The 18964-nt window shown below is 62.8% G+C and carries 15 protein-coding genes and 1 pseudogene; 15 read left to right on the top strand and 1 reads right to left on the bottom strand.

Going from position 1 to position 18964, the window contains the following annotated elements; translation table 11 throughout:
* Positions 1-27 precede the first annotated feature (27 nt).
* The 12 genes and pseudogenes from infB to GGR13_RS03955 form a co-directional block, all read left to right on the top strand.
* Positions 28-3030 carry a translation initiation factor IF-2 gene (infB, locus tag GGR13_RS04010; RefSeq protein WP_183212135.1) on the top strand — a complete coding sequence of 1001 codons (3003 nt, stop codon included), beginning with the start codon at positions 28-30 and terminating at the stop codon, positions 3028-3030.
* Positions 3031-3257: 227 nt separating this feature from the next.
* Positions 3258-3776, top strand: a complete 519-nt coding sequence (locus tag GGR13_RS04005) for a hypothetical protein (RefSeq protein WP_183212134.1) — start codon at positions 3258-3260, stop codon at positions 3774-3776.
* A gap of 9 nt (positions 3777-3785) precedes the next feature.
* Complete coding sequence (locus GGR13_RS04000) at positions 3786-4481, top strand: DUF2459 domain-containing protein (protein ID WP_183212133.1); 696 nt, start codon at positions 3786-3788, stop codon at positions 4479-4481.
* 111 nt (positions 4482-4592) lie between these two features.
* A complete protein-coding gene (gene rbfA, locus GGR13_RS03995; protein ID WP_183212132.1) occupies positions 4593-5078 on the top strand; it encodes a 30S ribosome-binding factor RbfA in 486 nt (161 codons plus the stop codon).
* Positions 5078-6010 (top strand): tRNA pseudouridine(55) synthase TruB, encoded by a 933-nt coding sequence (truB, locus tag GGR13_RS03990; RefSeq protein WP_183212131.1) that lies wholly within the window; start codon positions 5078-5080, stop codon positions 6008-6010. Before rbfA ends, truB begins: the two co-directional genes overlap by 1 nt.
* Before the next feature lie 89 nt (positions 6011-6099).
* Positions 6100-6369: a 30S ribosomal protein S15 gene (gene rpsO / locus GGR13_RS03985; RefSeq protein WP_077353982.1), complete on the top strand. Its 270-nt coding sequence runs from the start codon at positions 6100-6102 to the stop codon at positions 6367-6369.
* Between the two features lie 245 nt (positions 6370-6614).
* Positions 6615-8858, top strand: coding sequence for a polyribonucleotide nucleotidyltransferase (pnp, locus tag GGR13_RS03980; RefSeq protein WP_183212130.1), 2244 nt, complete (start codon positions 6615-6617; stop codon positions 8856-8858).
* Between the two features lie 102 nt (positions 8859-8960).
* Positions 8961-9842, top strand: a complete 882-nt coding sequence (rsmI, locus tag GGR13_RS03975) for a 16S rRNA (cytidine(1402)-2'-O)-methyltransferase (RefSeq protein WP_183212129.1) — start codon at positions 8961-8963, stop codon at positions 9840-9842.
* On the top strand, positions 9839-10270 hold the full coding sequence (locus GGR13_RS03970; protein ID WP_183212128.1) for a YraN family protein: 432 nt from the start codon (positions 9839-9841) through the stop codon (positions 10268-10270). Before rsmI ends, GGR13_RS03970 begins: the two co-directional genes overlap by 4 nt.
* The gene (locus GGR13_RS03965) at positions 10267-11082 is read left to right on the top strand and encodes a transglutaminase family protein (protein ID WP_183212127.1); all 816 of its coding nucleotides are present in this window, start codon (positions 10267-10269) and stop codon (positions 11080-11082) included. The genes GGR13_RS03970 and GGR13_RS03965 overlap by 4 nt, the downstream gene beginning before the upstream one ends.
* A 104-nt stretch (positions 11083-11186) precedes the next feature.
* Positions 11187-12131 (top strand): glutathione synthase, encoded by a 945-nt coding sequence (gshB, locus tag GGR13_RS03960; protein WP_183212126.1) that lies wholly within the window; start codon positions 11187-11189, stop codon positions 12129-12131.
* 94 nt (positions 12132-12225) lie between these two features.
* Positions 12226-12866: pseudogene (locus GGR13_RS03955) on the top strand (magnesium chelatase domain-containing protein); the annotation flags it as partial.
* Between the two features lie 10 nt (positions 12867-12876).
* On the opposite strand, the gene GGR13_RS03950 reads toward GGR13_RS03955, so the two are convergent.
* Entirely contained in the window at positions 12877-13161 is a 285-nt protein-coding gene (locus GGR13_RS03950; protein WP_183212311.1) for a helix-turn-helix domain-containing protein, read from the bottom strand.
* A 150-nt stretch (positions 13162-13311) separates the two neighbouring features.
* On the opposite strand from GGR13_RS03950, the gene GGR13_RS03945 reads away from it, so the two are divergent.
* From GGR13_RS03945 to GGR13_RS03935, 3 genes are all read left to right on the top strand, one after another.
* A complete protein-coding gene (locus GGR13_RS03945) occupies positions 13312-14241 on the top strand; it encodes a hypothetical protein (RefSeq protein WP_183212125.1) in 930 nt (309 codons plus the stop codon).
* 621 nt (positions 14242-14862) lie between these two features.
* On the top strand, positions 14863-17733 hold the full coding sequence (locus GGR13_RS03940; protein ID WP_183212124.1) for a DNA polymerase: 2871 nt from the start codon (positions 14863-14865) through the stop codon (positions 17731-17733).
* Between the two features lie 137 nt (positions 17734-17870).
* Positions 17871-18359 carry a hypothetical protein gene (locus GGR13_RS03935; RefSeq protein WP_183212123.1) on the top strand — a complete coding sequence of 163 codons (489 nt, stop codon included), beginning with the start codon at positions 17871-17873 and terminating at the stop codon, positions 18357-18359.
* Positions 18360-18964: the final 605 nt, after the last annotated feature.

Below are 18964 nucleotides of genomic sequence, written 5' to 3'. Positions count from 1 at the left end.
TTCTCCACCCCGAGTAAAAGCGACCGGATGAGCGACGAGAACGACAAGACCCAGGACGGCCAGACTCCATCGGCCCCGACCGGTACCCCTTCCACGACGGGGCCGCGCGCGCCGCTGAGCCTGAAGCCCCGCAATATCGGATCGGTCCCGACCGGTACGGTGAAGCAGAGCTTCAGCCATGGCCGGTCCAAGACCGTGGTCGTCGAGACCAAGCGCCGTGTTGGCGCCCCTGGCGGGCATCAGCGCCCGCAGGGCTTCGATGTCGCGCGTCCGCGCCCTGACAATACACCCCCGGCGGGCTCCCAGCCGCGTCCGCCCCAGCCGCGTCCGGCCGGTGGCAGCCTGTCCAGTGAGGAACAGGAAGCCCGCCGTCGCGCCATCGAGACGGCGACCCAGGCCCAGGCCCAGCGCGCCCAGGCTGCGGCGGCCGAACAGGCTCGCCGCGATGCGGCCGCCCGTGACGCCGCTGCCGCCACAGCTCAGGCCGCCCAGGCTGCCCAGGCCGAGGCCGCCGCTGCCCGCGCTGCGGCTGAAGCGGCCCGTGCCGAAGCTTCCAAGCTGGCCGAGGCCGCTCCGGCCAAGCCCGTCGCCAAACCGGTCGCAAAGCCCGCCGCTCCGGTCGCTGCGGCACCCGCGCCGGCACCGACACCCGTGGCCCAGGCGCCTGTCGCTGCTGCGCCGGCCGCTCCGGCGCGTCCGGCCCCGCCCGCCCGTCCGGTGGTCAATTTCGGACAACGCGTGCCCAAGGCCCCCAACCCGGCCCGGGCTCCGATCGATCGCCCGGCCTTCGGTGGCCGCTCGGCGCGCGAAGAAGCCATGGGCGGGGGCGAGAAATCCTACACCGACCGTCCGCAGGGCGCTCCGCCCCGGCCGACCAAGCCGGCCGAGCCCGTTCGCTATTCGGCGCTCAACCCCCGTCCGGCTCCCGGTGCCGCGCGTCCGGGTGGACCCCGCACGGGTCCCGGCGGTCGTGCGACCCCCAATACGCCGCCCGTCGCTGCCGAAGTGGCCCGTCCGAGCCGGGCACCCGGCGGCGGCTTTGCCCGTCCGCTGAAGCCCGAGGACGATCGCGACAAGCGTTTCTCCGATGCCGGCAAGGCTGTCAGCCGCACACGTGGTGAACCCAAGCGCCGCGAAGGCCGTCTCACCATCTCGGCCCTGGCCGGTGACGGAGATACCGCCGAGCGTATCCGTTCGCTGGCTTCGGTCCGCCGGGCGCGCGAACGCGAGAAGGAAAAGCGCAAGGGTGGGTCCACCGATGCGCCGAACCGTCCGCGCGAGGTCGTCATCCCCGACGTCATCACCGTGCAGGAGCTGTCCAACCGGATGGCCGTGCGCGGCGTCGACATCATCAAATTCCTGATGAAACAGGGCCTGATGATGAAGATCAACGACGTCATCGACACCGATACGGCCGAACTGGTCGCCGACGAATTCGGCATGGCCGTCCGTCGCGTGTCCGAGTCCGACGTCGAGGCCGGCTTCCTGTCCGACGCCGACGATGCCGAGGCCACGACGCCGCGGCCCCCGGTGGTGGCCATCATGGGCCACGTCGACCACGGCAAGACCTCGCTGCTGGACGCCCTTCGCACGACCGACGTTGCCTCGGGCGAGGCGGGTGGCATCACCCAGCACATAGGGGCCTACCAGGTTCGCCTGCCGGATGATCAGAAGGTCACCTTCCTCGACACCCCCGGTCACGCGGCCTTCAGCGCCATGCGTGCCCGCGGTGCCAATGTCACCGACATCGTCATCCTAGTGGTGGCGGCGGACGACGGCGTGATGCCCCAGACCATCGAGGCCATCCAGCACGCCCGTGCGGCCAATGCGCCGATGATCGTGGCCGTCAACAAGGTCGACAAGCCCGGCGCCGACGTCACCAAGATCGTCAACGAACTGCTTCAGTACGAAGTCATTGCCGAGAGCCTGGGGGGCGACACCCAGATCATCGAGGTCTCCGCCAAGGAGAAGACCAACCTCGATGGCCTTCTGGAAGCCATCCTGCTGCAGGCCGAGGTCATGGACCTCAAGGCCGATCCCGAACACTCGGCCGAAGGCATCGTTATCGAAGCCAAGCTGGACAAGGGACGTGGCCCCGTGGCCACCGTCCTGGTCAAGCGCGGCACGCTGAAGCGCGGTGATCTGGTCGTGGCCGGCTCGGCCTTCGGTCGCGTCCGTGCCCTGCTCGACGAGCGCAATGCCCAGCTGACCGAGGCCGGACCTTCGGTTCCGGTCGAGATCCTGGGTCTGGACTCCACCCCGTCCCCCGGCGACGTCTTCGCCGTGGTCGAGAACGAGGCCCGCGCCCGCGAACTGACCGAATATCGCGAGCGTCAGCGTCGCGAAAAGGCCACCGGCGGCATCAACCAGGTCAGCCTGGTCGACATGATGTCCAAGCTGGCGTCCAAGAAGGTCTCGGAACTCCCGGTCCTCATCAAGTCGGACGTCCAGGGTTCGGGCGAGGCCATTCAGGGCTCGCTCGAGAAGATGGGCAACGACGAGGTTCGCGCCCGGGTCGTGTATTCGGGCGCAGGCGGCATCACCGAAAGCGATGTCACCCTGGCCAAGTCGGCCGGTGCCCCGATCCTCGGCTTCAACGTCCGTGCCTCGAAACAGGCGCGCGACCTGGCCGAACGCGAGGGTGTGGAGATCCGCTACTATTCGATCATCTACGACCTGCTGGACGACATGAAGGGCGTGCTGTCGGGCATGCTGGCCCCGCTGCAACGCGAAACCTTCCTCGGCAACGCGGCGGTGCTGCAGGTGTTCGACATCTCCAAGACCGGCAAGATCGCCGGTTGCCGCGTGTCCGAAGGTGTCGTGCGCAAGGGTGCCAAGGTCCGGATCATCCGCGACGACGTCGTGGTTCTGGAACTGGGCACGCTGGCCACGCTCAAGCGCTTCAAGGACGAGGTCAACGAGGTCCCGTCGGGCCAGGAATGTGGCATGCATTTCCAGGGCTTCCAGGACATCAAGGTCGGCGACTACATCGAGTGCTTCACCGTCGAAGAGGTCAAGCGCACCCTGTAAGAAGGGCGCTAACGCTCGCGCCTTTCCTCCCCATCGCAGAGCGATGGGGAGGGGGACCGCCCGAAGGGCGGTGGAGGGGCTCTTTCCGCGTCTCCGCCAGACAAGACCGAGACCTGCTGAACCGGCCCCTCCGTCACGGCGCGAAGCCGCGCCGCGCCACCTCCCCATCGCTATGCGACGGGGAGGACAGGCCTCGTTTTGGACACTCCGCATGGTATCAGTGCCGCATGCGCCGCTCTCTGATCCCGCTCGCCGCCATCCTCATCGCCACACCGGCGATTGCCGACACGCGCTATCTCGCCTTTGATGCGTCAGACCGGATCACCACGGCCCTGACCCGCGGTGTCACGCTCGAGGTCGACCGGGGCCTGTTCGGTGCGGTCAGCGTTCGGCGGATCATCTCGACCAGCGCCCGGGGCTCTGCCAGCATCACGCGGGGCGGACCGGACGAGGCCCGGCGCGCCCTGCCCGAGGGGGCCGGCGAATCCACTGTCTATTCCATCGTTCAGGAAGGGGACGGTCGGGGCCTTGCACGAGCGCTGTGTCCGGGATCGGATGCGACGTTTCTGGTCCTCGGCCGCGTCAGGGCCGCGCGGCCCGTGACCATGCACGCGGTCGGTCGCTGGCCCGGCGACCAGTACCGGCACTGTGTTGCCCTCAGCTACGACTATCGCGGCGAATGGGCCCTGCCGTCCCGCTCGACCGTTGGCGGGACCGAAGGGTCGCTCGCGCCCACCCGGCAATAGGGACGGGTCATGCGGGGGCTGATCCGGATTCTCCTTGCGGGCCTGCTAGGCCTGATCGTCGCCCTGTGGACCTGGACCCGGCCGGGTGACCCGGCCCTGTTCCCCGCCGGTCCCGGTCAGGCGGCGGTGACCGTCCACATCCTGAACAACGGCTTTCACACCGATCTGGCGGTGCCGCGACAGGCTCTCGAAGCTGAGGGCGGACCGCTGGCCGAGGCCAGCCGGGCCCTGGGGCAGGGGGACTGGATCCTGATCGGTTGGGGGGACGCGACCTTCTTCGTGGACCAGACCCCGATGGAGACCCGGATCCTTGACGGACTGCGGGCCTTCTTCTGGCCGGGCAATGCTTCTGTCGTGATGCTGGATCCGGAAACAGGAGACCCCCGCCGTCGCTTTCCGCCGGACCGGAGACGTTCGCTGCGCCTGTCGCCAGCGGCTCTGTCGGCCCTGCTGGGCAGAGTGGAAGGCTCGCTGATCCTCAAGGACGGATCACCGGTCGTGTCCACGGCCCGTCCCGGCGATGGAGCCCGGTTCTTTCGCAGCCACGAGACGTTCTGGATCGGCTATCTGTGCAACAGCTGGACGGCGCGGGTGCTGAATGCAGGCGGCCTGCCGGTCCGGCCGCTGCGGGCGGTCACGGCCGGCGAGGTGGTCGCGACCCTCGACCGCGCGGCAAAACTGGACACCGGGCCCCGGGAAGACTAGACCGCGCCTCTTCTTTTTGGCCGCGATCGACAGGCAGAGTCCTTTCGAGCCGACGCGGCCCAGTCGCTTCCAGCCGGGTCCGATCCCCGGAGGGCGAACAGGACAACAGACATGAGCAACCGCAAACCCAAGTCGAAAGCCACCGCCGGACTGGCCAGCCAGCGCCAGCTGCGCGCCGCCGAAATGATCCGCCACGCCCTGGTCGAGGTCATGCGCGAGAACGAGATCCGCGACCCGGCCCTTGTCGGCGTTTCGGTCACGGTCGCCGAGGTGCGGCTGTCGCCGGACCTGAAGCATGCGACCTGTTTCGTCGAACCGCTCGGCGCGGGCGTCGACACGTCAGATACGGCAGGCCATGTCGACGAGATCATCAAGGCCCTCAATGCCCATGCCAAATTCCTGCGCGGGGCGCTGGGCCGGCACATCGACATGCGCTTCACCCCCGACCTGCGCTTCCGGCACGACGAGAGCTTCGAGGCTGCCGCGCGGCTGAACCGCCTGCTGGACGACCCGCGCGTCCGGGCGGATTCCTATGTTCCGCCGGTCGAGGACGAGGATGACGATCCCGAGCTTCCGGACGCCGGAAACCGGAACTGATGGCCCGTCGCAAGCGGGGCGAGATCGTCAACGGCTGGGTCTGTCTCGACAAGCCGTTCGAGATGGGCTCGACCGATGCCGTGTCTGCGGTGCGACGGCTGTTCAACGCCCAGAAGGCGGGCCATGCCGGAACCCTGGACCCCCTGGCCTCGGGTATCCTGCCGATCGCGCTTGGCGAGGCGACCAAGACCGTGCCTTTCATGATGGAGGCGCAGAAGGTCTACCGGTTCACCATCCACTGGGGGATTTCCACGGCCAGTCTGGATCGCGAGGGCGAGATCATCGGTCGTTCCGATGTCCGGCCGGATGTCGAGGCCGTCCGGGCCGCCCTGCCGGCCTTCGTCGGCGAGATCGACCAGACGCCCCCCCAGTTCAGCGCCATCAAGGTCGACGGCCAGCGCGCCTATGATCTCGCCCGTGACGGGGTCGAATTCGAACTGGCCAGCCGCAAGGTCACCATCCATGAAGCCACGGTGTCCGACGCGCCGGATGCCGACCATGTCGAGCTGACCATCTGGACCGGCAAGGGCGTCTATGTGCGCTCTCTGGCCCGTGACCTGGCCCTGATGCTGGGAGCCGAAGGGCATGTCTCGGCCCTGCGACGCGAGCGGGTGGGGCCGTTTTCGACCGAGAACGCTGTCACACTGGATTTCCTGACCGATCTGGTGCATAGGGACGCCGCCTTGGAAGGTCTTCTTCCCGTGGCGACCGCCCTGGACGACATCCCGGAGCTGGCCGTCACGGATCAGGATGCCTTCTCGCTTCGTCAGGGACGACCGATCGTTCTGCTCCCCCGACAGGTCGAGACGCTCAAGAGCCGCCTCCGGGACGGCTCGCGCACCGTTTCCGCCTTTCAGGGTCAGACCCTCGTCGCTCTTGGTCAGATGCGGGCCGGCCGGCTCGAACCGGACCGTGTTTTCAACCTGCCCTGACGCACCCCGAAAGGGACCGGAGGGGCACTTCCGGGCTCACCCGCACGGCCTCGCAGGCCGGGCAGTGACCCACAGAAAGGAAGCTTACGATGTCGATTACGCCAGAGCGTAAGAACGAAGTCATCGCCGAGAACGCCCGCACTGCAGGCGACACCGGCTCGGCCGAGGTCCAGGTCGCGATCCTTTCGGAGCGCATCGCCAACCTCACCGAACACTTCAAGACCCACAAGAAGGACAACCATTCGCGTCGCGGCCTGCTCAAGATGGTCTCGCAGCGTCGTCGCCTTCTGGACCACCTGACCAAGGTCGATAAGGAGCGTTACACCGCCCTCATCACCAAGCTGAACCTGCGCCGCTAGTCGCAGTTCTGCGGAACAGTTTCGGGGCGCGGGCCATGTCCGCGCCTCTTTCCGCATCCAGAGACCAAGCTGCGCGCCGCAGTACGTTCGGCGCATGACGCGAGGGCCAGACCGGTCCTCTCTACTCCCGGACCGATCGCGATGGCGCGGCGGTTCACGGATCGAAGGACTGAACGCCCGACGCATCCACACCCACTGATGGGACTCCGCCGGGAATACGCCCGCCGGAACACGAAAGACGAAACATGTTCGATATCAAACGCAAGACGATCGACTGGGCCGGCCGCCCGCTGACGCTGGAAACGGGCCGCATCGCCCGTCAGGCCGATGGCGCTGTCCTGGCCACCTATGGCGAGACCGTGGTTCTGGCCACCGTCGTCTACGGCCGCGCGCCCAAGCCGGGCCTGGATTTCTTCCCGCTGACCGTCAACTACCAGGAAAAGACCTTCGCCGCCGGCAAGATCCCGGGTGGCTATTTCAAGCGTGAAGGCCGTCCGACCGAGAAGGAGACGCTCGTCTCCCGCCTGATCGACCGTCCGATCCGCCCCCTGTTCGTCAAGGGCTTCAAGAACGAGACCCAGGTCGTCATCACCGTGCTGCAGCACGATCTGGAAAATGACCCGGACATCGTCGGCCTGGTCGCCGCTTCTGCCGCCCTGACGATCTCGGGCGTGCCGTTCCAGGGCCCGATCGGCGCTGCGCGCGTCGGCTATGTCGAGGGCGAATACGTCCTCAACCCGACCCTGGACCAGATGCCGGACAGCCACCTCGACCTCGTCGTGGCCGGCACCCAGGACGCTCTGATGATGGTCGAGTCCGAAGCCAAGGAGCTGTCGGAAGAGATCATGCTGAACGCCCTGATGTTCGCACATCGCGGCATGCAGCCGGTGATCGACGCCATCATCGAACTGGCCGAGCATGCCGCCAAGGAACCGTTCGACTTCCAGGCCGACGATGTCTCCGACATCGTCACCTCGATCCAGTCGCTGGTCGGCGAGGACATCAAGGCCGCCTACACCCACGCCGGCAAGTACGAGCGCCGCAATGGCGTCGACGTCGCCAAGAAGGCCGCTGCCGCCAAGCTGGTGAAGACTGACGAAAACCCGGACGGTGTCGACTCCGCCCGGTTCGGCGTCGCCTTCAAGGAATGCGAGGCCCACGTCCTGCGTCGCGACATCATCGATAACGGCCACCGCGTCGACGGCCGTGCCCTCGACAAGGTCCGCGACATCGTCTCCGAAGTCGGCGTCTTCCCGCGCACCCATGGCTCGGCCCTGTTCACCCGCGGCGAGACCCAGGCCATCGTCGTGGCCACGCTCGGCACCGGCGAGGACGAGCAGTACGTCGACGCCCTGTCGGGGACGTACAAGGAGAAATTCCTCCTGCACTACAACTTCCCTCCCTATTCGGTCGGTGAGACCGGTCGTATGGGCGGCGCAGGCCGTCGGGAAATCGGTCACGGCAAGCTGGCCTGGCGGGCAATCCGTCCCATGCTGCCGACCTCGGAAGACTTCCCCTACACCATCCGTCTGGTGTCGGAGATCACCGAGTCCAACGGTTCGTCCTCGATGGCCACGGTCTGTGGTTCGTCGCTGGCGCTGATGGATGCGGGCGTGCCGCTGGTTCGCCCGGTCTCGGGCATCGCCATGGGCCTGATCCTCGAGCCGTCCGGCGAGTTCGCCATCCTGTCCGACATCCTGGGTGATGAAGATCACCTCGGTGACATGGACTTCAAGGTGGCCGGGACCCGCGAGGGCATCACCAGCCTGCAGATGGACATCAAGGTCGCCGGCATCACCGAAGAGATCATGCGCAAGGCAATCGCCCAGGCTTCGGCCGGCCGCCTGCACATCCTCGACGAGATGGACAAGGCCATCGACGGTGCCCGCACCGAACTGGGCGAATACGCGCCCAAGATCGAGTCCATCAAGGTCCCGGTCGACAAGATCCGCGACATCATCGGCACGGGCGGCAAGATCATCCGCGAGATCGTCGAGAAGACCGGTGCCAAGATCAACATCGAGGACGACGGCACGGTCAAGATCGCAGCCTCCGACCAGGAAAAGATCGACGCCGCCAAGAACTGGATCTCGTCGATCGTGTCCGAGCCCGAGCCCGGCATGATCTACTCCGGCAAGGTCGTGAAGGTCGTCGATTTCGGCGCCTTCGTGAACTTCTTCGGGGCCAAGGACGGCCTGGTCCACGTGTCGCAGATCGCTCTCGAGCGCGTCTCCAACCCGGCGGACGTCCTGTCCGAAGGCCAGGAGGTCAAGGTCAAATTCCTCGGCTTTGACGATCGCGGCAAGACCAAGCTGTCGATGAAGGTCGTCGACCAGACGACCGGCGAGGACCTGACCGACAAGATCAATGCGGAACGTGCCGAGCGCGGCGAAGCCCCCCTGACCGAAGACACCGGCGGCGGCGGCAAGAAGCGTGAAGGCGGCGACCGCGGTGGCGATCGCGGCCGCAGCCGCCCGCGTCGCGACTAGGTTCAGCCTCACCGCTGACGACAGGAAGGGCCCCGCTGGAAACAGCGGGGCCTTTTTCTTGGTGCTTGAGCCGGCGGGCCCCCGCTGGCACGGTCCGCCGCGATGACCGAACTCCCAGCCTCTCCCTTTCCACCGACGGCCCCGCCGCCCCGGCCTGTGTCGGCAGGCCTGTATCTGGTAGCCACGCCGATCGGGAATCTGCGGGACATGACCCTGAGGGCGCTAGACGTTCTGGCCGCTGCCGATCTGGTGCTGGCCGAGGACACCCGGGTGTCGGCCAAGCTGCTGTCGGCCTATGGGCTGAAGGCCCGGCTGGAGCGGTGCGACGACCATGCCTCGGCCCGCGCCGCCGAAGTGGCGATCGAGCGGGTGCAGGCCGGCGAGGTCGTCGCCCTGGTGTCCGACGCGGGCACGCCCATGGTGTCAGACCCGGGTTTCGTCGTCGCGCGAGCCATGATCGCGGCCGGGTTGCCGGTCCATCCGATCCCCGGCGCATCCAGCCTGCTCGCAGCCCTTATGCTTGCCGGGCAGCCCGCTGACAGGGTCCTTTTCGCCGGCTTCCTTCCGGCCAAATCGGCTGCGCGCAGGACCATGCTGGCCGAGCTGAAACCGGGTCGACAGACCGTTGTCGTCTTCGAGAGCGGGCCACGGCTGCGGGCCTCCCTGACCGATATGGCCGAGGTGCTGGGGCCCCGCCCTGCCGCAGTCGCTCGCGAACTGACCAAGATGTTCGAGGAATGCGTTCGCGGGACTCTGACCGAACTCGCCGTCGACCCGCGTCTCGACGGGCCCAAGGGCGAGATCGTGGTTGTTATCGGTCCGGGCGCGCTCGAGGTCGCCAGTGCCGCAGACGCCGATGCGGCCCTGATCGAGGCCCTGGCCCGACTGGCCCCGGGCGAGGCGGCCTCCGAGGTCTCCCAGGCGCTGGACCTGCCGCGCAAGCCTCTCTATCGCCGCGCCCTGGAGCTTCAGGGACGGGGATGAAACCCGACCGGGTCCGCGCTCCGAAGCCCCTGGTCCGGCCCAAGGCGGCCTGGCGACAGGCGCTTGGCAACCGGGCCCGCCGCCAGGGACACGGCGCGGAATGGATCGCTGCGCTATGGCTCATGCTGCGCGGCTATCAGATCCTCGGATTTCGCCTGCGCAGCCGGGTCGGGGAGATCGACATCCTTGCCCGGCGGGGGCGCATTCTGGCGGTCGTGGAGGTCAAGCGTCGCGCCACCATGGAGGCGGCGATCCATGCTCTGGGGCCGGAACAGTACGGGCGGCTGCTGGCAGCCGGCCGCGCGATCCTGAAGGGCCGCCCGGGGCTGGCCGGACTTTCTCTGCGAATCGATGTGGTAGCTATGGCCCCGGGGCGAGTTCCGCGTCATCTTCCTGGACGACGAACGCAGGAAGGCCGATTTCCGTGACGCGCGACGAGGCCGAAAAAACTCTGGTCGAGGCCGGAACGAGCGAAGATGCTGACTTTCCGCTTCTGGAAGCAGCGATCGCCTGTGCGATCCATGACTATCCGTCGCGTGACCCAGCCCCCGTCCGGCTTCTGGCCAGTCAGGCCGCGAAACGCCTCGCCGAGCGGATGGGCAGCGAGGAACCGGACGAGGCACTTGCAGAAACCCTCGCCTCCGACTTCCGTCTGAACGGCGATCTGCTGACCTATGACGATCCGGGGAACACGGACATCATTGATGTGGCCGAGCGGCGGCGCGGACTGTCGGCCACGTTGTCCGTCTTCTATCTGGATGCCGCTCGACGGGTGGGCATTCGCGCCCAGGGCGTGGATTTCCCGAACCATTTCATGCTGCGGGTCGACACATCCAGTGGGCCGGTCGCGCTCGATCCCTTCAGTGAGGGGCGGGTCGTGATGCCGTCCGAACTGACGCGGCGGGCTCTCCGGGCGGGTTTGACGCCGCATGTTGCCGACCGTCTGGATCTTCTGATGGCACCGGTCAGCGACCGCCAGGCCCTGATCCGGCTCCAGAACGTGCAGTTCAGCCGCTCGATCCGGGCCGCAGACTTCAGCGGGGCCGAACGTTGCGCCCTCAGGCGGGCCCTGCTCGACCCGGACGATCACCGCCCCTGGCTCGACGTCGCCTCAGCCCGGGAAAAGCAGGGAGCGCTGTCAGGTGCGCTGGAGGCCCTGTCACGCGCAAGGCTGGTCGGTGGGCAGGACGAACGGGTCCATGCCGGGACGGTCGACCGGCTGAGGATGCGGCTGAATTGACGGCCGCGGTTGCACCGGGCGTACATCACGCTACTTGAAGCGGGTCGGGCGCGGTCGCGTCCCCAGGCCAGCGCCCATGGCGCAAGCGGTAGCACGAGAACGCCATGTTGAGAGTCGCCATCCAGATGGACCCCCTCGAGGCGGTCGACATCGAATCCGACACGACTTGGCTGATGATGATGACCGCCCAGTCGCGTGGACATCGTCAGTGGGTCTACGATTTCCGGACCCTGGCGCTGGAAGAGGGGCGGCTGTCCTGTCGCGCCCGGCCGATCACGCTGCGCCAGGTCAGAGGCGATCATGTGACCTTTGGTGAGGAGGTCCGGCTGGATCTGGGGGCCGATGTCGACGTGATCCTGATGCGTCAGGACCCGCCCTTCGACATGGCCTATGTCACGGCCACCTATCTGCTGGAGACGGTCCATCCGCACACCCTGGTCGTCAACGATCCGGCCGAGGTCCGTTCGGCGCCCGAGAAGCTTCTCGCCACCCGTTTTCCCGGCCTGCAGCCGCCGACCCTGATCAGTTCCGATCCGGTCGCTCTGGTCGCCTTTCATGAAAGGCATGGCGACGTCGTGCTTAAGCCGCTGCATGGTGCGGCGGGGTCGGGTGTTGTCCGGCTGAAGGCTGGAGATCCCAACCTCGAGGCCCTGATCGAGATCCATGCGACGGGTTCGCGGGATCCGCTGGTCATCCAGAAATTCATTCCGGCGGTGGAGAAGGGCGACAAGCGGATCATCCTGATCGACGGCGAGCCTGTCGGCGCGATCAACCGCATCCCGGCATCGGGACAGGTGCGGTCTAACCTGCGGGTCGGGGGAACGGCGGCAGCCGTTGATCTGACGCCCCGGGATCTCGAGATCTGCGCCGCGATTGGACCGACCCTCAGGGCGCGGGGGTTGCTGTTCGTGGGCATCGACGTGATCGGCGACTACCTGACCGAGATCAATGTGACATCGCCGACCGGAGCCCAGCAGCTGAAGGCGTTCAATGGCGTCGATGCGTCGGCCCTGATGTGGGACGTGATCGAGGCCAGACGCGCCGCGTAACGCAGGTTGCCAAAGGAGCGGGTTCGTGGTTCGTTCCATTCGCGCCATGGTAGCGAAACGAAGGGTTTCGCGGGCGTGATCGTCGGAGCCTCGCATGCTCGCCAGTGTCGCAACGGTCGCCTTCGAGGGTGTCGATGCCCGTCGCGTCGATGTTCAGGTGCAGCAACTGTCCAGCGATGCGCCATCCTTCACCATTGTGGGACTGGCCGACAAGGCTGTAGCCGAAAGCCGTGAGAGGGTCCGGGGGCCTTTGCCGGCATCGGTCTGGCCATGCCATCCCGCCGCATCATTGCGAACCTGGCTCCGGCGGACCTGCCCAAGGAGGGCAGTCATTTCGACCTGCCGATCGCTCTCGCCCTTCTGGCGTCCATGGGGGTCATTCCTCCGGACGTGCTGCAGGGCTGGGCGGCGCTGGGCGAGCTTGGACTGGATGGCCGGATCGCCGCCGTCGGTGGCACCCTGCCTGCCGCCGTTGCTGCGGCCTGCATGGGTCTGGGCCTGATCTGTCCCGAGGCCAACGGACCCGAGGCGGCCTGGGCTGGTGATGTGGCCCTTCTGGCCCCGCGGTCACTGATCTCGGTCGTCAACCACTTCAAGGGAACCCAGGTCCTGCGGGCACCCCTGCCGGGGCCTGTGACGGCGGCGGGCGCGGGGCCGGACCTGCGCGAGGTCAAGGGACAGGAAAGCGCCAAGCGCGCACTCGAGGTCGCAGCCGCCGGCGGTCACAATCTTCTGAAGTTATTTTTTAAACAGGACGCATTTTTGCGGCATTGTCGGCCGCCAGCCCGAGCTCTTCGCCAGAGACTTCTAGGAGTTCATGCAGATTGGTTTCCAAAGCCAAGGCTAAGGCGTGAAGGGTCGTCACCGTGGGGTCCTCCCAGCCCTGCTCAAGCCGGTAAACGTAGTCCACCGACACGTCTGCTTTACGAGCGACACTCTCTCTGCTCATGCGCAGCGCCAGGCGCCAGATCATTAGCCGCTCGCCGATCGCTGCTTTCAATAAATCGCTCGCTGTAGGTTCGTCTGACATGGGCAGCCTCCGACCGGCTGTCGATCAGCCCCTACCGGCGGCGTCGTCGTTTGGCGTCATAAGGACAACGGCAGTCGTGCCCAGGCTGGGCATCGTTGTCCTGCCTCCAAGATAGCCGGAAAGCGGGCAATCAATAGGGTGGGGCACTGCATGACCGACGAGAAGAACTCCGATGCCAGCACTAACGAGCCGCAGCAGATCCCGGCATTGTTCGCCACCATCCATCATCGGAGCGAAGATCGGCCGGATGGTTACACGGCAGATGAAATCGATGAACTGAACCGGCTAGCCAACGATCTACCGCTGCCCGCTCGCAAAATGCGTCGTGGCCTCTGGATCGTTGGAGCACTGATTGTGATAACTGCGGTTGGAGTTGCTGGCACGCCTTGGATCCTGATCGCTTGGGATAACGCCAAGGACGCTCGCCAACAGCGTGAGTTGGCCTTTGCCAACATTCCAACGTCGGAGCCCTCATCGCTCGGCGACACAACCCTACCGCCGCCGCCCGCCGAAGATGTCCAAGCTCCCACCTACATGGATGTAAGAGGCCTTCACATCGGTCAGTACCGAGAGGAAGTGGCACCCTCCATAATCTCTCGGGGGTGGATGATCGGACCTGATAGCTCACCAATGATGGAGCTTCATTTCGCCATCCCTCGCCATGAGGCCGCTGACACAATGTATCTCGATGAGTCAGAATGCCGAGAAGCTCTCGAGAAAAAAGCAAATCAGACGCCGGGAGAGGCGAACTCGTTAGCTGGTATGTTGCTTGTGGGGTGCCGTCTCGCTGGACGGGTCTTTTACGATGCGGACAATGTCGTGAAGGCCTTCTACGTCACGCCAGCTGGCTTCAACCTCGACCGCATCACCATTGAGGACTTTGCCCAAGCCATCGTGGACAATCATGAGGTCGACAACCTGGAACCTCAACAGGTGCGGCTGCGAACATTGGGGTTCGATGGCTACTGTACCGACTATCGTGGAACCGGCTTGCCGAACGTTCGGGTCAATGTGTCGAATTGCGGCTTCATGCGGGTGCAGGTCGAAACCTCAGCCACATCGGATGCCGACTTTTCCTAAGCGGATCGGTCGGCCGTAAAATCGATACTCCGGCGATTTAAACCGAGGGTCAGGCATTTTTGGCATGTCAGCCCGCCCTCGGTGGATGGCCGATAAGACCGGAGAAATCCCGGCATTCTGAAGCGGTACAAGAGTACCCGCTTCTGCCGAGCGGCTGTCCGTCTGCCACCTCAGTAAAATCCCCATTGGGGAGAGAGGTACAGAAACTTACGGAGCCAGCACCGGACCCTGATCTGCCTCAGTAAAATCCCCATTGGGGAGAGAGGTATAAAAACTTACTGATGCCTAGGAGACGATGTTCCTGCTGCCCCTGATCCTGTTCGATCGATCAGGCTAGGCGGTGATTAGCGCTTGTCGGCACTGTCGCTGTGAAGCTGCGCCTGCCGTCCGGTCACATGCATGTTGCTTATTGCTCCGCTTTGTGCTACAGTTACTATATTCCGAAATGCAATCCCTTAAGGATTTTGCCGTCAGCGCTTCAGTGTTGATCGTCCGGTAACTGCGTCTTCCCCCATTCTATTTGGCAACAGTTGGCTTCGAGTTGGGCCGACCCTCCAAATTTGCGTGCCGATAACCAGGAGACTGCGCCACCCCCTCACAGCGAAAATCAGGAGCTACCCCATGAGCCAAGACCGATACATTGTTGCCGCCTGCCCGAAGTCCGAAGTCATCATCCGCAACAGCGATGGTGAGTTCGTGAAATTTCAAATCGAACTTACGGGCGACCACTTAAATCCTGTGTCTCCGAAGCTCCGTAAAAGCTCCAAGAAAGGTGTCAGTCAATCCAATGATGGGCCTGACGAAGACTCTTGCATCACGATTGGGTTTGACACCGAGTATGTTCAGCCCACTGAACCCGCGTCGAAGGATGATCTGAAAGCCGGAAAAGGCAAGGTAAAGCCTGTATCATATCAAGTGTACTGTAAGTTAAACGACCTCAGAAACCCTAACAACGGTGCAGAGTGGGGTGCGGTTTTCTATCCTACGTCGGAAAGTCAAAGGTTTAACCTAGACGAAATCATAAGCTTCGCAATCTGCTATGGAGTCGAAATGGGCTTCGTCGGCAGAGTCCCACGCCGAGTGGAACTGATTAGTCATTTCAGCAGAGCTGACATGCCTCTTCTTGAGGACCTCGATCAGCTGACCCCCTTCTTGAGCGCTATCAGAGGGGTGTTCGTCACTATGAAGCCGATCAAGCTGCGTTACGACCTAGCTGACGGCCCGATCGACCTCCAAGTGTTGGTGCGTGACACCATTCTTTTGACTGCCGAGGGAGCGAAGCGTCTCGAGGATTTAGGCGCTTTCGTAGGCGTTCCGAAAATCAGGTTGGCCAACACGCCGGCAGAGGAGAGTGCCATCAAGTCTCGGATGGATCTGCTTCTGCAATCCGAACCGATCCTTTTCGAACGGTACGCTCTGGCTGACGCAGAGATATGCGTTCGATACTATGAACAAATGCGGACGCTCTGCCGTAAGACGATTGAGTCGTCACAAGTGCCTCTGACGCTAAGCGGCATTGGCGTCAAACGCCTCCAAAGGATGTGGAAAGCTGATCCGCAAATCGATCCTCTGCAGGTGCTCGGCGTCGAGGAAGTCAAGGAAAAGGTCTTCGACGATCGAACTGGGCGAGTCTACGATCGGGTGACCGTCGTGGATCGGGAACGTGTTCACTTACGTAGGTCTTTGGCAATCGAAGCCTATCATGGGGGGCGAAACGAGCAGTATTGGTTCGGTCCAGGTCCAATCGAGGGCCAACCTGTCCAATGGTTCAGCCCACCCTCCGCCCAACCAACCCCGCAAGCGCTCCGGCTACCGATGGTCTGGAATGACTTCGATCTATCAAGCGCTTATCCCACTGCCATGTCTCTGATCGGCTATCCTGATTGGGACAACATGAATCTGAGGCCCGACCTATCTGACTTCCGTTTTGATACCCTCGGCGTGGCTTTGGTCGATTTCGAGTTTCCTAGCGATGTCAGATACCCAAGCTTACCGATCCGAACGCGCCGAGGGATTATATTCCCGCGACGTGGTCGTAGCTATTGCGCCGCATCTGAAATTTCTGTCGCCATGAGTTTAGGTGCCAAAGTTTCCATAATCGAGGGCGCTACGGTCCCCTTGTTGTCAGACGCCATCCGTCCGTTTGGCTCATTCGTCACAGATGCCATCCGCTGCAGGAACGAAGCCGCTCCGAAGTCCCTAGAAAACCGGTTCTGGAAGGAGCTAGTCAACTCGCTTTACGGCAAGCTCGCACAGGGCTTACGCGAAAGGCGGATTTTCAACGTGGCTGACAAGACTATGGACCCGTTGGGACCTAGTCCAATCACCAACGCTTACTTTGCTGCCTTCGTCACAGGCTATGTCCGGGCCCTATTGGCCGAGATCATGAATGCCCTGCCGCGCCATGTCCAAATCTTCAGCTGCACCACGGATGGTTTCTTGTCCAACGCAAGCCAATCCGAGATTGACGCTGCAACGAAAGGGACGTTGGCGACGGCCTTCCGAAAGTCGCGCTTGCAAATTGCTGGTTCCGACCAAATCATCGAATGTAAGCACCAAACTGGCCAGCTGCTGGGTTGGCGCACGCGAGGACAGGCTACTTTGAAGCCTGGCGAACCTGTCAGTAATGATCCCAACTTCAGCTACGTTCTGGCCAAAGCCGGTATAAAGGCCCCCGTCTACTGTGAGACAGTCCCGGAACAGAACGATTACATCATTAATCTGTTTTTCGATCGAACCCCCGAAACCAAGGTCACGATAAAATCGCTAACTGGCATTCGCGATATAATCCTAGACAAGAACGATCTTGTCCGACGGGACATCACGCGGCGGCTGGGCATGGAGTACGACTTTAAACGGCAACCTGCTGCCATAGGCACGCAGGTAGTTGGAAATCGTCACCATGTTTCGTGGAGCACTGTGCCGTGGGAAACGGCGGAACAGTTCAACATCGTTCGAGATGTTCTGGATGATTATCGCGACGTGAGAAAAGATGATGGAAAAGCATCAGCGACTGACGTGGTCCCATTAAGAGGATGCATCATGTCACAGGCGGATTACATAAACTTTGCAATGCGTGTGGCTCTGAAATCCAGCGACGGCATCCCTAATTACGTCCATGCGGAAAACCCAGATATCAAGCTCTTGCGTAAAATGCTCTGCGCGGCCCGTCATCGCTCTGAGGCGGGATTGAGTAAACACTCTGATGGTTTGACCGCAAGGCAGTTTGCCGCGGTTCTTACCAAATGTGTCATACCATGTAAGCAGACTGACGTTGAAAACGGGCAGAAGGTGACTTTTACCCCATACAGCGTTACTGCGTCACAACCGGTTCAGGCGGCGTTGGAAAAATTAAAAGCCGATCTGCCGGACTTACGCCCTGAAGAGTTGCTTACCGATATAAAACTTGATCTTCTGAAGACTCTTGGATCACTTTATTCAGACGGCCGAACGATAGGATTGCGACTCTGGAAGTATCCAAAAGCAGCGTGATTTCCCGCCCCCTTTTAGCAACGATCTGTTAGAAGGGGGCGATCCTATTTGAAATATGTTTAAAGCGCTTGATAGATTGTTGGTCAAATATGTCTTGAGGTGATGAGTAAATTTGCGTTATTCCATCTAAATATTAGATGATTGATCGTTTATCTATACTTCCAAGCGTTGAAGGTTACATTGCCGGCTGCCCGGATCGCTATTTCGTTAGCTTAACTTCTGGCCGACGCCTCGACCCCCTTGCCTTTTCAAGCGAGGTTTCAAAGACCCTTCACCGGGTCAACGGAGCGCTGTTCGGAACCCATTACAAACGGGGGCGAAAGGCGATGCTCGCGACGCTAGCCGTTCAGGAACTGACGTATGACCAGGGCATCCATACCCATCTGATCGTCGGTGTCCCTGAAGGTTCGCTGACTCTGAAGGCTAACCGATGCCGGATCGCGATTTCCGATCTGATCGTCAACACATGGGTCGCTGGTGACCCTCAGCACCGGCGGGCAAATGGTCAGGATGTCCGCGATGTCTACGATTTTTCGGGCGTGCGGCGCTATATATACAAGGGCATCAGGGCTGACGCGGACTGCGACAACCTCGATGTCCACAACACTATCATTCCCTGCTTGTGAGCGTCTGTCCCGGCATTGTCCGGGATAAATCATAAACTCGGCGGCAGCCGCTCTTTTGGGAACTTCGCAACAACTTACGCTTGGCTGAATACCTGTTCTGTCTTGATCTTAGAGTATTGTCTAATGCTCATCGAGCGTACCGGATGGCTAAGGAAAAAGGCTCCAAAACATATCAACAACTGCTCCGAAGGAGCGTCGACGAGCGACGCGAGGAGACCACTTCATAATCCTTAGAAAAGCTCAGATCGCGAAGTTTGGATCTGGGATTGTTTGCCAACTCTTGGGTCGGAATATGCAAGCATTGATTATTTGGCTAGTCGTTCTGGCGGTCACTTTCTGGCGTTCCACGAGCGCTTGAAAATACTCTCACGGCGAAAAGTGGTGGTTCAACATTTTCATGTGGACGCTGCTGATCGGCGGCGCCTTCTTGATTTTTCTGCTTGTGGACGGACTTAGCTCCGGGTCTTTGGACAGCTCTGACCGCCAGTGTCCTCGATAACCAAATATGACGGAAATGACCCAACCGCAGAGCTCAGATAGGCAGTTGGAAGTTGGAGCGTGTATCGCGGGCAACGACGCTCGCGCGGCTGACTTGCACCACGGGC

The organism is Brevundimonas variabilis (genome assembly GCF_014199945.1).
Classification (GTDB): domain Bacteria; phylum Pseudomonadota; class Alphaproteobacteria; order Caulobacterales; family Caulobacteraceae; genus Brevundimonas; species Brevundimonas variabilis.
This window is presented reverse-complemented; position numbering and strand designations above follow the sequence as displayed.

Coding starts and splice junctions, on each gene's coding strand:
- infB (WP_183212135.1), top strand. CDS start 28: ATGAGCGACGAGAACGACAAGACCCAGGACGGCCAGACTCCATCGGCC.
- GGR13_RS04005 (WP_183212134.1), top strand. CDS start 3,258: ATGCGCCGCTCTCTGATCCCGCTCGCCGCCATCCTCATCGCCACACCG.
- GGR13_RS04000 (WP_183212133.1), top strand. CDS start 3,786: ATGCGGGGGCTGATCCGGATTCTCCTTGCGGGCCTGCTAGGCCTGATC.
- rbfA (WP_183212132.1), top strand. CDS start 4,593: ATGAGCAACCGCAAACCCAAGTCGAAAGCCACCGCCGGACTGGCCAGC.
- truB (WP_183212131.1), top strand. CDS start 5,078: ATGGCCCGTCGCAAGCGGGGCGAGATCGTCAACGGCTGGGTCTGTCTC.
- rpsO (WP_077353982.1), top strand. CDS start 6,100: ATGTCGATTACGCCAGAGCGTAAGAACGAAGTCATCGCCGAGAACGCC.
- pnp (WP_183212130.1), top strand. CDS start 6,615: ATGTTCGATATCAAACGCAAGACGATCGACTGGGCCGGCCGCCCGCTG.
- rsmI (WP_183212129.1), top strand. CDS start 8,961: ATGACCGAACTCCCAGCCTCTCCCTTTCCACCGACGGCCCCGCCGCCC.
- GGR13_RS03970 (WP_183212128.1), top strand. CDS start 9,839: ATGAAACCCGACCGGGTCCGCGCTCCGAAGCCCCTGGTCCGGCCCAAG.
- gshB (WP_183212126.1), top strand. CDS start 11,187: ATGTTGAGAGTCGCCATCCAGATGGACCCCCTCGAGGCGGTCGACATC.
- GGR13_RS03950 (WP_183212311.1), bottom strand. CDS start 13,161: ATGTCAGACGAACCTACAGCGAGCGATTTATTGAAAGCAGCGATCGGC.
- GGR13_RS03945 (WP_183212125.1), top strand. CDS start 13,312: ATGACCGACGAGAAGAACTCCGATGCCAGCACTAACGAGCCGCAGCAG.
- GGR13_RS03940 (WP_183212124.1), top strand. CDS start 14,863: ATGAGCCAAGACCGATACATTGTTGCCGCCTGCCCGAAGTCCGAAGTC.
- GGR13_RS03935 (WP_183212123.1), top strand. CDS start 17,871: ATGATTGATCGTTTATCTATACTTCCAAGCGTTGAAGGTTACATTGCC.